Origin of the sequence: Streptomyces iconiensis (genome assembly GCF_028657195.3) — a bacterium.
GTDB classification, from domain to species: Bacteria; Actinomycetota; Actinomycetes; order Streptomycetales; family Streptomycetaceae; genus Streptomyces; species Streptomyces iconiensis.
The window spans coordinates 1-12,472 of record NZ_JANCPR020000054.1 but is presented as its reverse complement, the minus strand read 5'-3'; the positions used below and the strand labels follow the sequence as shown (position 1 = coordinate 12,472).

The 12,472-nt window shown below is 70.0% G+C and carries 13 protein-coding genes; 7 read left to right on the top strand and 6 right to left on the bottom strand.

All coding sequences use genetic code 11. The features are described 5' to 3' along the window. Nucleotides 1-38: 38 nt before the first annotated feature. From NMN56_RS35925 to NMN56_RS35915, 3 genes are all read right to left on the bottom strand, one after another. A complete protein-coding gene (locus NMN56_RS35925; protein WP_274042529.1) occupies nt 39-1,016 on the bottom strand; it encodes a YwqG family protein in 978 nt (325 codons plus the stop codon). A 40-nt stretch (nt 1,017-1,056) separates the two neighbouring features. After that, nucleotides 1,057-1,302, bottom strand: coding sequence for a hypothetical protein (locus NMN56_RS35920; protein ID WP_280842738.1), 246 nt, complete (start codon nt 1,300-1,302; stop codon nt 1,057-1,059). Between the two features lie 126 nt (nt 1,303-1,428). Continuing rightward, nucleotides 1,429-2,832, bottom strand: coding sequence for a cytochrome P450 (locus tag NMN56_RS35915; protein ID WP_274042527.1), 1,404 nt, complete (start codon nt 2,830-2,832; stop codon nt 1,429-1,431). 397 nt (nt 2,833-3,229) lie between these two features. Here NMN56_RS35915 and NMN56_RS35910 point away from each other — a divergent pair, with 397 nt between their 5' ends. Continuing rightward, a complete protein-coding gene (locus NMN56_RS35910; protein WP_274042526.1) occupies nt 3,230-3,814 on the top strand; it encodes a dihydrofolate reductase family protein in 585 nt (194 codons plus the stop codon). A gap of 252 nt (nt 3,815-4,066) precedes the next feature. Then, nucleotides 4,067-4,669 carry a dihydrofolate reductase family protein gene (locus NMN56_RS35905; protein ID WP_280842737.1) on the top strand — a complete coding sequence of 201 codons (603 nt, stop codon included), beginning with the start codon at nt 4,067-4,069 and terminating at the stop codon, nt 4,667-4,669. A gap of 434 nt (nt 4,670-5,103) precedes the next feature. Here the strand turns inward: NMN56_RS35905 and NMN56_RS35900 are convergent, their stop codons facing one another. Next, entirely contained in the window at nt 5,104-5,700 is a 597-nt protein-coding gene (locus NMN56_RS35900) for a helix-turn-helix domain-containing protein (protein ID WP_274042524.1), read from the bottom strand. A gap of 144 nt (nt 5,701-5,844) precedes the next feature. On the opposite strand from NMN56_RS35900, the gene NMN56_RS35895 reads away from it, so the two are divergent. From NMN56_RS35895 to NMN56_RS35880, 4 genes are all read left to right on the top strand, one after another. Continuing rightward, nucleotides 5,845-6,930 carry an alpha/beta fold hydrolase gene (locus NMN56_RS35895; protein WP_274042523.1) on the top strand — a complete coding sequence of 362 codons (1,086 nt, stop codon included), beginning with the start codon at nt 5,845-5,847 and terminating at the stop codon, nt 6,928-6,930. Between the two features lie 51 nt (nt 6,931-6,981). Then, nucleotides 6,982-7,872, top strand: a complete 891-nt coding sequence (locus NMN56_RS35890; RefSeq protein WP_274042522.1) for an AraC family transcriptional regulator — start codon at nt 6,982-6,984, stop codon at nt 7,870-7,872. An 83-nt stretch (nt 7,873-7,955) separates the two neighbouring features. Further along, on the top strand, nt 7,956-9,146 hold the full coding sequence (locus tag NMN56_RS35885; RefSeq protein WP_274042521.1) for an epoxide hydrolase family protein: 1,191 nt from the start codon (nt 7,956-7,958) through the stop codon (nt 9,144-9,146). 330 nt (nt 9,147-9,476) lie between these two features. After that, nucleotides 9,477-9,755, top strand: a complete 279-nt coding sequence (locus tag NMN56_RS35880) for a glutaredoxin domain-containing protein (RefSeq protein ID WP_274042520.1) — start codon at nt 9,477-9,479, stop codon at nt 9,753-9,755. Nucleotides 9,756-9,893: 138 nt separating this feature from the next. On the opposite strand, the gene NMN56_RS35875 is transcribed toward NMN56_RS35880, so the two are convergent. Both NMN56_RS35875 and NMN56_RS35870 read right to left on the bottom strand, forming a co-directional pair. Further along, complete coding sequence (locus tag NMN56_RS35875; RefSeq protein WP_274042519.1) at nt 9,894-10,457, bottom strand: 2'-5' RNA ligase family protein; 564 nt, start codon at nt 10,455-10,457, stop codon at nt 9,894-9,896. Nucleotides 10,458-10,881: 424 nt separating this feature from the next. Further along, nucleotides 10,882-11,310 (bottom strand): hypothetical protein, encoded by a 429-nt coding sequence (locus NMN56_RS35870; protein WP_274042518.1) that lies wholly within the window; start codon nt 11,308-11,310, stop codon nt 10,882-10,884. Nucleotides 11,311-11,621: 311 nt separating this feature from the next. On the opposite strand from NMN56_RS35870, the gene NMN56_RS35865 reads away from it, so the two are divergent. Next, entirely contained in the window at nt 11,622-12,308 is a 687-nt protein-coding gene (locus NMN56_RS35865) for an HAD family hydrolase (RefSeq protein WP_274042517.1), read from the top strand. Nucleotides 12,309-12,472 lie beyond the last annotated feature (164 nt).

Below are 12,472 nucleotides of genomic sequence, written 5' to 3'. Positions count from 1 at the left end.
GGCTGAGGGGCGCGGCTGAGGGGTGGGACGGGGTCGGGTTACTGCACCCGGGCCTGGTGGGGGTGGTGCGGGTCGGTGGGGCAGGCGTACAGCTGGAGGGTGGCGGCGTCGGCGACCTGAAGCATCGCGGGGGTGGGAGATGTCCCGTGGTCTTCGAGGGGGGTCCAGGAGGCGGACTCGTCGGTCCACTCGGTGGAGGCGAGAGTGAGGAGCGGGGTCATCCGCGCCTCACAGGCGGGGCAGGGGACGGGTTCGGGGTCGGTCAGGCCCCAGGCCGGCCAGCCGCCGACCTTCGAACCGGGGGCGTAGGAGAGGCCGTTGAGATAGGCGAGCTCGTCTCCGTCCCAGGTGTCGGGGTCCTCAAGGCGGACGGCGAGGTCGGGCTCCAGTTCCATGGGGTCGGGGTACTCGGTGACCTGCTCGGGGGCGAGCAGGCAGAGCTCCGGGAGGCAGCCCTCGTACTGGACGGCGGGGGGCTGCGGGGCGGGCTCCTGAAGCGGCTTGGCGATCGCGTCGGCGGTGCGCCAGTGCAGGCGGGTAGCAGGTTCGACCTGGCCGGGATGATCGAAGGGGCACCACAAAAGCTGCAGCAGGTCGGCGCCGTGCGGCGGGCGCAGGCCGGGGACCTCGGCAGCGTGCAGCTGCGCCACCGGGAGCATCGCGACCGGCTCGCACGGTCCGGGCCATGCGCGGCCGGCCCGCGCACGTTCGCGCTGGTCCTGCTCCTGCGGGGTGAGCGCGCGCCGGGCCACGGCCGCGCGCAGACGGCGCAGCATGCGGACGTCGTCGGGCGTCGGGATGTGGCGGCCGTCCGGCTCGTGCGGACCCTCGCAGTGGGGCCAGGGCTCGTCGGCGGGCCACAGGAGAGGCCCGCCGATCGAGCTGTCGCGCGGGGTGGGCGATCCGGGCCGCGGGTGCAGCCGGGTCGCCGTGCGCGCCAGGGGAGCCAGGTCGGGGACGACTGCTGCGGCGTCGTACGCCCGAGGCGGGGTGGTGCGGTACAGAGTGGTTCCCATGTCCGGCTCCCTTATGGCGCGTTGCTCGCCTTGCTCCGGATCAGTTTCCGGGGTTGACGCTACCCGGGCCGGTGTTTCCCGCGATGCGGAACCAGAACAGCGACCGCGAGCTGCCGTCGTCGCGCTGGAGCGGGGCGCCGAAGATGTTGGCGATCAGATGGCAGCGGGAGAGGCGAGCTCCGGGCGCATTGGCGTCCCGGAGGATCCAGGCGTCGCGCCAGCCGGTGATGCCGCCGCGGACCGCCCAACCACCGACCTGCCAACGGCCCGACCGCCGACCAGCCAACGGCGCAATGGCCCGACCGCCGATCGCGCGAGGCAACTGGCGTGGACCGTGCCAGGTCAGCGAGCCGGGTACTCGCCATGCGACGGGGACAGGGAGGCGGAGGTCCTGTTCCGGTGGCCTCCGGCTTCAGGTGGTTGGCGGTGCCAGCGTTGCGGGGGTGGGGCCGTCGGGGCGGACGGTGATGCCGTACGTCGTCTTCGTGGGGGTGGAGCGGAAGACCGGGGTGTGGGTGGGGAGGAGGTGTTCGAGCAGGACGGTCGATTCGCGGAGGGCGAATTGCAGGCCCAGGCAGGCGCGGGGACCGATGCCGAAGGGGAAGTAGGCGCCGGGGTGGGTGGGCCGGTTGTCCGGGGTGGTGAAGCGCCGGGGGTCGAAGCGTTCGGGGTCCGGCCACAGTTCGGGGTCGCGGTGGGTGAGGTAGGGGCAGACCAGGATGTCGGTGCCCGCCTCGACGGTGTAGCCGACCAGCGTGTCGTCCTGGGCGGCGTAGCGCGGCAGGACCCAGGCGGACGGATAGAACCGGAGCGTTTCGTGGACCAGGGCCTGGATGGCCCGGCCGCGTTCGGCCGAGCCTTCGCCACCGGCGGCGAGCGCCTGCTCGCGGGCTTCGGGATTGCGGTCGAGGAGCAGATGGAGCCAGGTCAGCGTGGAGGCTGTGGTCTCGTGCCCGGCCACGAGCAACGTGACCAGCTCGTCACGGATCAGCTGGTCCGTGTACTCGGGGCGCTCGGTCGCGGCGTCGACCAGGACGTGCAGCAGACCGGGCCCGTCGGGGCCGACCGCCCCGTTCCGGGCGGCTTCGATGGCGTAGCGGGCGACGGCATCGATCCGGGCGAGTTCCCCGGCTACGGCGTCCCGCGCCTCGGTGGCATCGGCCGGCAGTGTCGGCAAGGCGGTCGCCACCGCTTCCACCGCCGCCAGTTCGCGTCCGGTCCCGTCATCGAGGGGATGTCCGGTGAGGGAACGCCAGATGGCGTCCAGCGCGAAGCGGCGCATCTCCTGCCCCACATCGAGGACCTCCCCGGTACGCGCGTACCGGTCCCAGCGCCGCGCTGTCGTACGGGCAGCCTCGGTGATCCGCTGTTCGTAACGGCGCATCCCGGTGCCGGTGAACTGCGACTGCAACAGGCGGCGTTGCCTCCTCCACGCCTCCCCGGTAGCAGCCATGACACCGCCGCCGAGCAGCGCACGGGCCCGGTGCGAGCGCTTGACGTACCGCTCAGGATGCCGCGCGAGTACATGCTGGACCGCCTGCGGGTCGGTGACGAGCACGGTGGGAGCCGATCCGAGGCGGAACGCCGCGACGCCGCCGGAGCGCTCGCGCACCTGCGACAGCAACTCGACGAGTTCGCCTCCCTCCGCGCGCCACCGCTCGACGAGTCCGGCCTCGACTTCGGGGAGCGGCCGTCCGGCCCCGGGGCCGGGCGGGGTCCCGGGAGGGTGCGGGGTCCCGGGAACGGGCGAGGCCCCGGGAACGGGCGGAGTTCCGGGAACGTGCGGAAGGGAGCCGGGACCGGCTTCGGTGTCCATGTTCTTCTCCTGGTCAGCCGCTGAGCTTGGCCGCGACGGAGCACTGTCACCACGGACTGTACGGGAGCCGGCCCGGCACCGGTCACGGTCCACATGCTCAACGGCTCGCTCGCATGGGCGTGTTGCCCGGCCCGCGTACGCGGATCCGCGTCCTCTTCCCGCTTCCCCCCTTCCCCATCGTCGACATCGTCCCCTCGTCGACATCGCGGGCGTGCGGGCGTGCGGGCGAAAAGGGGGCGCTGACCGGGTCCGATCCAGACGATCGCGTGGTTCCTCGGCTGTCACCGCCTCACCGTTCGGTACGAACGGGAGATCAGGGGTCCAAGCGCGATGAGTTTCGTCTTGGTTCCTCGTCTGTACCCACAACACGTCATCAACCGCGCGCGAGGAGAGCATCATGGCGGCTGTATACACCTGGGACGTCTTTTCCACCCTCGACGGCTACGGCTCCTACGGACCCGACGGCGACTGGGGCGGCTACTGGGGCAAGCAAGGCCCCGAGCTGCTCGACCACCGCCTGAGCTTGTACGGCGAGGAACAGCGCATGGTCTTCGGGGCCAACACCTTCCGGCCGTTCGTGCAGATGCTGGCCGCGAGCACCGAGGAGTCCGACGTGCGTGACCCGTGGGTCACGCGGATGAGGAGCCTGCCGGCAACGGTGGTGTCGACCACTCTGGAAGGGCCTCTCGACTGGCCGGACGCGAGCGTCATGAGCGGCGACGCCGTCGATGTCGTCGCCCGGCTCAAGGAGGAGTCCGAGGTGCCGTTGCGCTCGCACGGCAGCCTGTCGATGAACCGCGCGCTGATGGCCGCCGGTCTGGTCGACCGCGTCCAGGTGACGCTCTTCCCTGTGCTCAGCGGCCGGACCGGGGCCGAGCCGATCTTCCGGGGTGCGGCCGACTTCGACCTCGAACTGATCGAGCACAGGACACTCGACGGCCGCACCCAAGAGCTCATCTACCGGCCCACCCTGCACCGCTGAACACAGCCATGCACCAGCTGTTTCGGCGTTGCCGTGCGGGAACGGCGTGCTGTGCCCGCACTCGTGTGCCTACTCGCCTCGCTTGCGAAGGAATCCTGGCGCGGAATGCCGAGCGGGATGTCGGAGAGGAGGGCCGAGCGCGACGTCGGGCGGAACGCCGGGAAGCGGGCCTCGGCCGCGACGACGTATCGACAGCAGCCGCACAGCAGCCGCAGAGCAGCCGCAGAGAGAACAGGCGAGGGAGACAACCAGATGGGCAAGATCACCACCGGAGCCACCACGATGTCCCTGGACGGCTACATCGCCGGGCCGGAAGAGAGCGGCTTCGACCTGCTGTTCCAGTGGTACGGCAACGGCGATGTCGAGATCCCGTCCGCCAGTCCCGACGTGCCACCGTTCCGCGTCTCCGCTGCCAGCGCCGCGCTGATCAAGCGGGAGTGGGCGAACACCGGTGCACTGCTCGTCGGCCGGCACCTCTACGACATGACGAACGCCTGGGGAGGACGTCACCCGATGGACCTGACCACGGTCGTGCTCACCCACCGCCGCCCCGATGACCGGCCGGAGGACGACGAGAACTTCGTCTTCGTCACCGACGGCATCGAGGCGGCGGTGGCCAAGGCGAAGGAGCTGGCCGGAGAGAAGGATGTCGTGGTCAACGGTGGGCAGATGGCCCGGCAGTGTCTGGAGGCCGGCCTGCTCGACGAGGTCGGTGTCGCGCTCGTACCGGTCGTCCTGGGCGGTGGGAAGCCGCTCTTCGGCGAGCTCGGCATCGCGCCGGTGCAGTTCGACGGGCCCGTCGCGGTGGTCGAAGGCCAGGGCGTCACCCACCTGCGCTACCGGGTGAAGAACTGAGCCAACGGTCACACAGCGCGACCGACGCATGGGTCAAGCGGCTCGGTCCGGGGCAGTGAGCGTCCAGCTGTGCCGCTCGAAGGTGCGGACGGCTCCGGCGACCGACGTCATGCGCGTCGGACTGGCCTCGACCACCCCCGGCGGCCACTTGGGAGAGCGACCGTGAGCCACGGATCACCGGCGGTGATCCGTGGCTCTCTTTATGCCGCATGTCACACGCGGCCCGCCCATACCGGGGGAACAACGTGCAGCGGGTTGTGGTTGAAGACCGTGTGGCCACGGGAGGGACAGTGTCCCCGGGCCTCACCTATTGCCCATGGGGAAGATCGTTCGGCTGAAGCCCCATGGAGCCTTCTCGCCGAGAGGCGACCGCCCTCCCGTGGACCACTCCCCCAAGCAGGCCCCGGCCGGATTCCCCCTCCGGCCGGGGCCTTTCAGCTGTCTCCACGCCCCTGCCCGTCGGAACCGCGAATGTGAACCCGTTCGCCTTGCTGTCCGTAGATGGCGAGGGTCTCTGCCGGCATGTCGTCGCGGGCATTGCCGATCCAGTGAGCGGCGTTGGTGTCGAACTCCGCCGCTTCGCCCGCCGTCAGTTCCGTCCGGGTGCCGGTGAGGACGAGTTGGACCGCGCCTTGGAGCACGTAGAACCACTCCCTGCCGGGGTGCATATGGAATTTCGGCGGCGGGAGCTGCGAAACCGGGGGGTAGATCACCTTGTACGCCTGCAGTCCGCCCGTCTTCATTCCCAGCGGCACGAAGGTCAGGCCGTGCTTGCGGAAGGGGCGCAGGTGGACCCGCGGGTCACCAGTGGTCGGTGCGGCAACGAGTTCGTCGATCGGCACCGCGTAGGCACGGGCAAGTGGCAGGAGCTGTTCCAGAGTTGGACGAACCTGTCCGCGTTCGAGCCGGGAGATGGTGCTCGGCGTGAGCCCTGTGCGTTCCGCCAGGTCGGCGAGTGTGACACCGAGAGTCTTACGGAAGCCCCGCAGCCTCGGACCGACGTTCTGCAGCACCGCTTGATCGTCCGTCACTGACCGGCTCCTTCACTCGGACCCACGCGGATCCCCGCGGACCCCGGCGGACCCACTCGGATCCCCGCGGACCCACTCGGGACAGGTTTTGCAATCCTGCAAAAAAGCATGCCGTGTCGCAAGGCCGCAGCTGAGGATCACGTCATGACACCGATCCGAAGCCAAAGATCCCTTCCCCGTCGGCGCCTCCTCCTCGGAGCCGGCGCGCTGACCGTCTCCCTCGCCGTGGGCAGCACTGTCGGATGGAACGCGCTCGACGGGGCCGCCGCGGCGCCTACTCCCGCTGCCGCGTCGGCGGCCGGACCAGCGACGGCGTACGACGCCGCGACGCGGCACGACGCAGAGTTCAACGCCACCTTCAGGCACAGGTTCGCGAAGGTTCGCGGTGTGCGCATGCACTACGTCACGGGCGGTAAGGGCCCGGCATTGGTGCTGCTGCACGGCTGGCCGCAGACCTGGTACGAGTGGCGGAAGATCATGCCTGCTCTCGCCAAGCACCACACCGTATACGCGCTCGATCTTCCCGGCCTCGGCGACAGCAAGGGAAGCCCGGCGAGCTTCGACAAGAAGACCCTGGCGCGTTACGTCCACGGTCTGCTGCGTGAGCGGATCGGACTCGACAGCTTCGACCTGGTCGCACACGACCTCGGCGGTGGAGTCGGAGCCCAGTACGTCTCACAGTTCCCTGGACAGGTGAACTCCTACACGCACATGGATTATCCGCTCCCCGGGAGAAAGCTTCCCGCCGCGCGGTACCGGACCTTCTCCTGGCACATGGCCTTCAACAGCCAGCAGGCGATCCCCGAGAAGCTCGTCGACAACCGGAACGATGTGCGCGAGTACGTCACGGCGTTCTCCACACAAGTCGCCTACGGCGGGACGGCGTTCGGCGGCGACAGGACGCGGCCCCCGTTCACCGGAAGGGAAATCAACGAGTACGTCCGCACCTACAGCCGACCGGACGTACTGCACGCGGGATTTGAGCTCTACCGGAGCCTGGACGAGGACGAGCGCGACAACGCGGCAGCTGCCCGCGCGGACACGCGCACGCTTCTCCTCACCGCGACCGGTTCGCTCGCCTCCACCCGGCCGACCCTGACGCCGATGCTGTCCAACGTCACACGCGCGGTCGAGATCCCCGAATCGGGGCACTGGCTCGCGGAGGAGAACCCCAAGGCCGTGGTGCGTGAAATCCTCTCGTTCACCGCGAAGCGAGGCCGGGTTCGCTGACCGCCAAGTGGGGTCGGGGCCGCGCCCTGGCTCTCCATTAGGCTCGGCCGCATGGTGTTCGATTCCGCTCGTTTCGATCTCCAGCCGTATGCCGGGTTCGACATGGATCCCTATGTCCGGCGGACGCACTGCAGTTGGGAGGACGCCGGCTGGCGGTCGTTGCTCGTCCAGCGGTTCGACCACGTCCCGCTGGTCGAGAACATGGAGTTGCCGGCCGCGGCCGACCTGCACCTGATCCTGCCCGTGGCGGGCCGGGCCGTGATGGAGACGCGGACCGGTGGCCGATGGCACCGTCACAACTGGACTCCTGGACGGCTCGAACTCGGCGTTCCTGACCGGCACGCGCTCCGCCGCTACCGAGGGGAAGGTCCGTTGCGGAGCGTGCAGGTCCATATCCCGCGCGGCACCCTCGAAAAGGCCGCGGCGCAGCTGGGCGACCGTGCGGTGGACTACGAGAGCATGGCGGCCTCGGTGGCCGCCGGCGATCCGCTGCTTGTGGAGGCGGTACGCGCCGTCGGCTCGGCGGAGGAGCCCGGGGACCTGTACGCGGAGTCCGCAGCCGCCTTCCTGGCCATGCATCTGCTCACTCGTCATTCCCGGACCCCCGGCCGGCAGGCGCCCACGCTGGAGGACGCGCGCGTCGCCGCGGCGATCGCGCTCATGCGTGACCGGCTGGCCGAACCGCTCACTCTGGCCGACATCGCGGACGAGGTGCATCTGAGCGTCTTCCACCTCGTCCGCGTGTTCCGCCGGGCAACGGGAGAAACGCCCCACAGGTTCCTCGTCCGCCTGCGTATCGAGGAGGCCGAACGGCTGCTGCGGGGCACCGACTTCACGGTCGCCCAGATCGCGCCGCGCTGCGGATTCGCCGACTCCAGCGCCCTGTCGACGGCGTTCCTGCGCCACACCGGCACCCGGCCCTCGGCGTACCGCGGTTCCTGACCGCGGACGCACCGCAATTCCGGACCACGTCACGGCAATCTCAGGCATGGGCCCGGCCGATGACCGTATCTAGGGTTTCGTCCATGTCTGGAAACACGGCGTCAATGCCTGAGATCGAGCAGATCGAGCCCTTTCCCCTCCACATTCCTGACCGCGAACTGACGCTCCTGCGGGCCCGTCTCGACGAGGTCCGGCTCCCCGAGCCGGAAACGGTGCCGGACGCGGCGCAGGGCCTCCCGCTCGACCGGCTGAGGACGTTGCTGGACGCCTGGCGACAGCACGACTGGCGAGCGACGGAGGGCCGCTGGAACGCGATCCCGCACTACCGCGCCCGCCTCGACGGCCTGGACATCGCGTTCTGGCATGTACGCTCCCCCGAACCCACGGCGCTTCCGCTGGTGTTGACCCATGGCTGGCCGGGTTCCGTGCTCGAATTCGAGAACGTCCTCGGGCCGCTCACCGATCCCGTCGCCCATGGAGGTTCCGCCTCCGACGCCTTCCATGTGGTCGTACCGGCGCTGCCGGGATTCGGGTTCAGCGAGCGTCCGCGCGAGGGCGGCTGGCAGCCGGCCCGCACGGCACGGGCGTGGGCCGAGCTGATGACCACGCTCGGCTACGAGCGGTTCGGCGCGCACGGCGGGGACTGGGGCGCGTTCGTCAGTACCGAACTGGCACGCCAGGCGCCCGAGCGCGTCGTCGGCCTGCACCTGACGATGCCGCTCGCCTCGCCCCTGCCGGAGGACAGGAACGCGCCGAGCCCGGCGGAACAACGCATGCTGGAGCGCCGCGACACCCATCTCGCTGACGGCTACGGCTTCGGACTGATCATGGCGACGCGCCCGCAGACGCTCGGCTACTCCCTGCTCGACTCCCCCGCCGGCCTGGCGGCGTGGCTCGGTGAGAAGTTCGCCGCCTACTCCGACACCCGGCCGGAGGCCGGAGGCGGCGTGAGCCTGTCACAGCAGGTGGACAACATCGCCCTGTACTGGCTGACCCGAACCGGTGCCTCCAGCGCCCGCTGGTACTGGGAGACCATGCGGTGGGTACCCCGCAGCGCCGAAGAGGAGAACGCGCAACCGGTGACGACACCCACCGCCTGCTCACTGTTCCCTGCCGAACCGTGGCCGACAGCGCGGCGCTGGGCCGAACGCCGCTACCACGACCTGCGCTCGTGGAACGAGATGGACCGCGGCGGCCACTTCCCCGGTCTGGAGCAGCCGGACCTGTTGGCCGCCGAGATACGCGCCGCGTTCCCGGCGGCCCTGCGGACATGAGCGCAGGAGAAGCGACCGTGCGCCCACGCGGACAGGGCCTCCTGGCGACCACGGCCCGGAGCTGCCGCCGGTGCCGTATCGCGCTTCCGGTGCCGGCTCACGCCGCCGGTGTGGCAATCGGTTCGATACGGGCGCCGACGCGGCGAAGGTGGTCCGCGCAGTCCTGGGCATTGAGGACCAGGGAACGGTCCAGCCGGGGCAGCGTCGAAGTAGATCTCGGGGTGCCCCACGCTGTGCCGGGCGGGGTGCGCTCGGCGGCCGGAACGCGCCGGAGCCGACTGGTAGCTCGTCTACGCTGGGCCCGAAGCTGAGGACGACGGAGGGAAGCCCGTGCCCAAGGAACGTGACGGCGTGGTTCTCTACTGGCGACCCGGCTGCCCGTACTGCATGAAAATGCGCCTGCTCCTGAAGTTCACACGGCTGCGGCACACCAAGGTGAACATCTGGAAGGACAGCGAAGCCGCGGCCTTCGTACGCTCGGTGGCGGACGGGAACGAGACCGTTCCGACTCTGACCGTGGCCGGAAGGGCGATGGTGAACCCGTCGAAGAAGCGGCTGATGGAAGCGGTCGGGACCTACGCACCGGACGCACTGCCCCAGGACCGCTGACCAGGCCCGGCGGCGGGGTCTTCTTCGTACGCACCGCCCTCCCGGCCGAGAGGTACGTTCGGCCAGGGTCCGAGGAACCCGGGCAACGACGATCGGCGACAGCCACGGGCACGCCACGGCCACGACCACGGCCACGCTTCAGGTGAACTCCTTGCGCACCAGGATCCTGAATTCCGTGGTGGACATCTCCTGTTGCAGATCAACACTGGGCGCAGCCGCCTTTACCGAGGGCAATTGCATATCCCTGGCCGAGGACGCGGGGAAGTCATCGCGGGCCAGGCCCAGAGTGACGTGAGGCCAGAACTGTTCTTCGGCGATTTCCAGCGGGCCGGTGATGTCCTTCTGGATTTCGGCCAGTTCAGGTGTGTTCTCGATTCCCAGCCTGACCTGCTCCTGCTTCTGGATGAGGTCCTCGTCGTACCGGTATGCCGGATCCTTCTGCAGTTTCCAGCTTCCGTGCCGCACCTCACCGGTCAGGCTGATGGACGGCGTGGGCCACGTCCGTCCGGTCAGCAGCGCGGCGGCGTCCGCGAGTTTTCCCGCGTCGGCGTCATGCAGAAATCCCAGTGTGATGTGCATGTGGTCGCGCTGCTGCGGCTCGATGCGGTCCTCCCGGCCCCGCTGCAACTCGACCAAGGCATCCACCAGTTCGGAGGGAAGCCGAAGGCTGAAGAAGGCGTTGACGGTCTGCGCATGGGCCATGAGGTGTCTCCATAGGTGTGTGCGTGTGCATTTCCGGACCACGGGCCGGAGTCGGCGCACGAGGGGTGGTCCGTGGCGCCGAAGATGCACTCCCACCGAGGTGGCAGCCCCATTCGGCGCCACGTCATTCATGTCCCACGCACCCCCCGTACGCCCGCTGACCAGCACGCTCCCACCCGATCGGATGAGCCTCAGCCGGGAAGCGCCAGAGGCCCCGAAGTGCCGGGAGACGCAGGGCGGCTGTCCGGCCGGGCGTGAGAAGCCGCACCCGTCGGCTCGGCCCCGCCGACGGTGCACCCGTACTGCCGATCCCAACCCCGGCCCCAGCCCAGCCCGTGAGACGGCGATGCACAGTGCCCACCGCGAAGGTCCCTCACCGCACGACTGCGGTGAGGGACCTCATGTCACGGATGCCCGCTGAGCGTCAGGTTCGGCCGTATCCCCACTTCGAGCAAGTGTTGGGCCCCGAGTCCTCGACGCAGGCCCGGATCTTCACCTTGTATCCCCGGGAGTGCGACGCGACCCCGATCGTGTAGCGCTTCCCGCACTTCGTCTTGGGCTTGTACCTGTGCTTCGTCCCCCAGCCGCTCACGTTCGCCGGGTTGACGTAGTACTCGGTGTACGAGCGGTGGCCGTCACACGCGTTGTCCCAGAGGGTGACCCGCCAGCTTCCGGATGCCACGGCGAAGCAGGCACCCGCTGAGTTCCCCGATGTCCGCGCGCAAGCGACGTTACCCGCCAACTGGGCCTCCGCCGGCGCCGCTTGTGCTCCACTGGCTGGGCCTGCGAGCGCGAGGCCGGCGCCGAGCGAGATGGCGGCGGCCGAGGCGGCGAACCCCTTGTGCATCTTCACGTTTCCCCCAGATCGGTCGTTCTCTTGCCCCTTGAGGACCGCCCGGACACCGAAGGCCCCCAGGCACCCGCTCCCTGAACCGGACAACGAAGAGGCTACGGACGCGGGAGCCGCGCGCCGTCAACCCGCGGCGGTAACTGTCTCTTCAACCCTGCGCGGTGTCCGGGTCTGTCCGGGTCAACCACAGCGGTACGCGAGGGCCCGCCGGTGAGAGCGCACACCTACGAGCCGGCGAGGCGGGGCGGGCCCCGGCGGGAAAGCGTTCCCTCCCGCCCGCGGCCGGACCGAACGTCTTTGGCATCCTGGGGCGCATGATCCAGGCCACGGACCGCGCGGTCGTCTTCGACCTCGACGGCACCCTCGTCGACAGCGAACCGCTCTACTACGAAGCCGGCAGGCGGCTGCTCGCCGCGCACGGCGTTCCCGGTTTCAGCTGGGACGACCACGCGCGCTTCATCGGGATCGGCACCCGCGAGACCCTGCGGACGCTCCACGACGAGCACGGGATCGCCGCGTCGGTGGACACGCTCCTCGCCGAGAAGAACCGCCTCTACCTGGACCTGGCGCGCGAGGGTACCGAGGTGTTCCCCGAGATGCGCAAACTCGTCGAGCGCCTGCACGCGGCCGGGCACCCCATGGCTGTCGCCTCCGGCTCCTCGCGCGCGGCCATCGACGCCGTACTGGGCGCGACCGTTCTGGACCCGCTGCTTCCCGTACGCGTCTCGGCCGAGGAGGTCCCGCGGGGCAAGCCCGAGCCGGACGTGTTCCTGGAGGCGGCCCGCCGCCTCGGCGTCTCTCCCGCGGACTGCGTCGTCCTGGAGGACGCCCCACCCGGCGCCGAGGCCGCCCACCGCGCGGGCATGCCCTGCATCGCCGTGCCCTACCTCACCGCCACAGCCGCCGACCCCGCCTTCACCTCGGCCGGCCTCCTCTTCCGCACCGGCCAGAACGAGTTCGACGCGGACCGCGCGTACGACTGGATCACACGCGAGGACTGACCGGTCGCGTAGCGGGCTGAGCCGGTCGCGTACGAGCCCGAGCAGGTCACAGCCCGGGGCAGGTCACAGGCGGGACGCGTCACAGCCCGGAGCAGGTCACTGGGCGGGACGCCTCACAGAGCGGGGCCGGTCACTTCGGGCGGCGGGTCTTGCCGCGCTTCGGG

Excerpts from the sequence above, each read along its gene's own strand:
- NMN56_RS35925 (WP_274042529.1), bottom strand. The coding sequence starts at position 1,016 with ATGGGAACCACTCTGTACCGCACCACCCCGCCTCGGGCGTACGACGCC.
- NMN56_RS35915 (WP_274042527.1), bottom strand. The coding sequence starts at position 2,832 with ATGGACACCGAAGCCGGTCCCGGCTCCCTTCCGCACGTTCCCGGAACT.
- NMN56_RS35910 (WP_274042526.1), top strand. The coding sequence starts at position 3,230 with ATGGCGGCTGTATACACCTGGGACGTCTTTTCCACCCTCGACGGCTAC.
- NMN56_RS35905 (WP_280842737.1), top strand. The coding sequence starts at position 4,067 with ATGGGCAAGATCACCACCGGAGCCACCACGATGTCCCTGGACGGCTAC.
- NMN56_RS35895 (WP_274042523.1), top strand. The coding sequence starts at position 5,845 with ATGACACCGATCCGAAGCCAAAGATCCCTTCCCCGTCGGCGCCTCCTC.
- NMN56_RS35890 (WP_274042522.1), top strand. The coding sequence starts at position 6,982 with ATGGTGTTCGATTCCGCTCGTTTCGATCTCCAGCCGTATGCCGGGTTC.
- NMN56_RS35885 (WP_274042521.1), top strand. The coding sequence starts at position 7,956 with ATGTCTGGAAACACGGCGTCAATGCCTGAGATCGAGCAGATCGAGCCC.
- NMN56_RS35875 (WP_274042519.1), bottom strand. The coding sequence starts at position 10,457 with ATGGCCCATGCGCAGACCGTCAACGCCTTCTTCAGCCTTCGGCTTCCC.
- NMN56_RS35865 (WP_274042517.1), top strand. The coding sequence starts at position 11,622 with ATGATCCAGGCCACGGACCGCGCGGTCGTCTTCGACCTCGACGGCACC.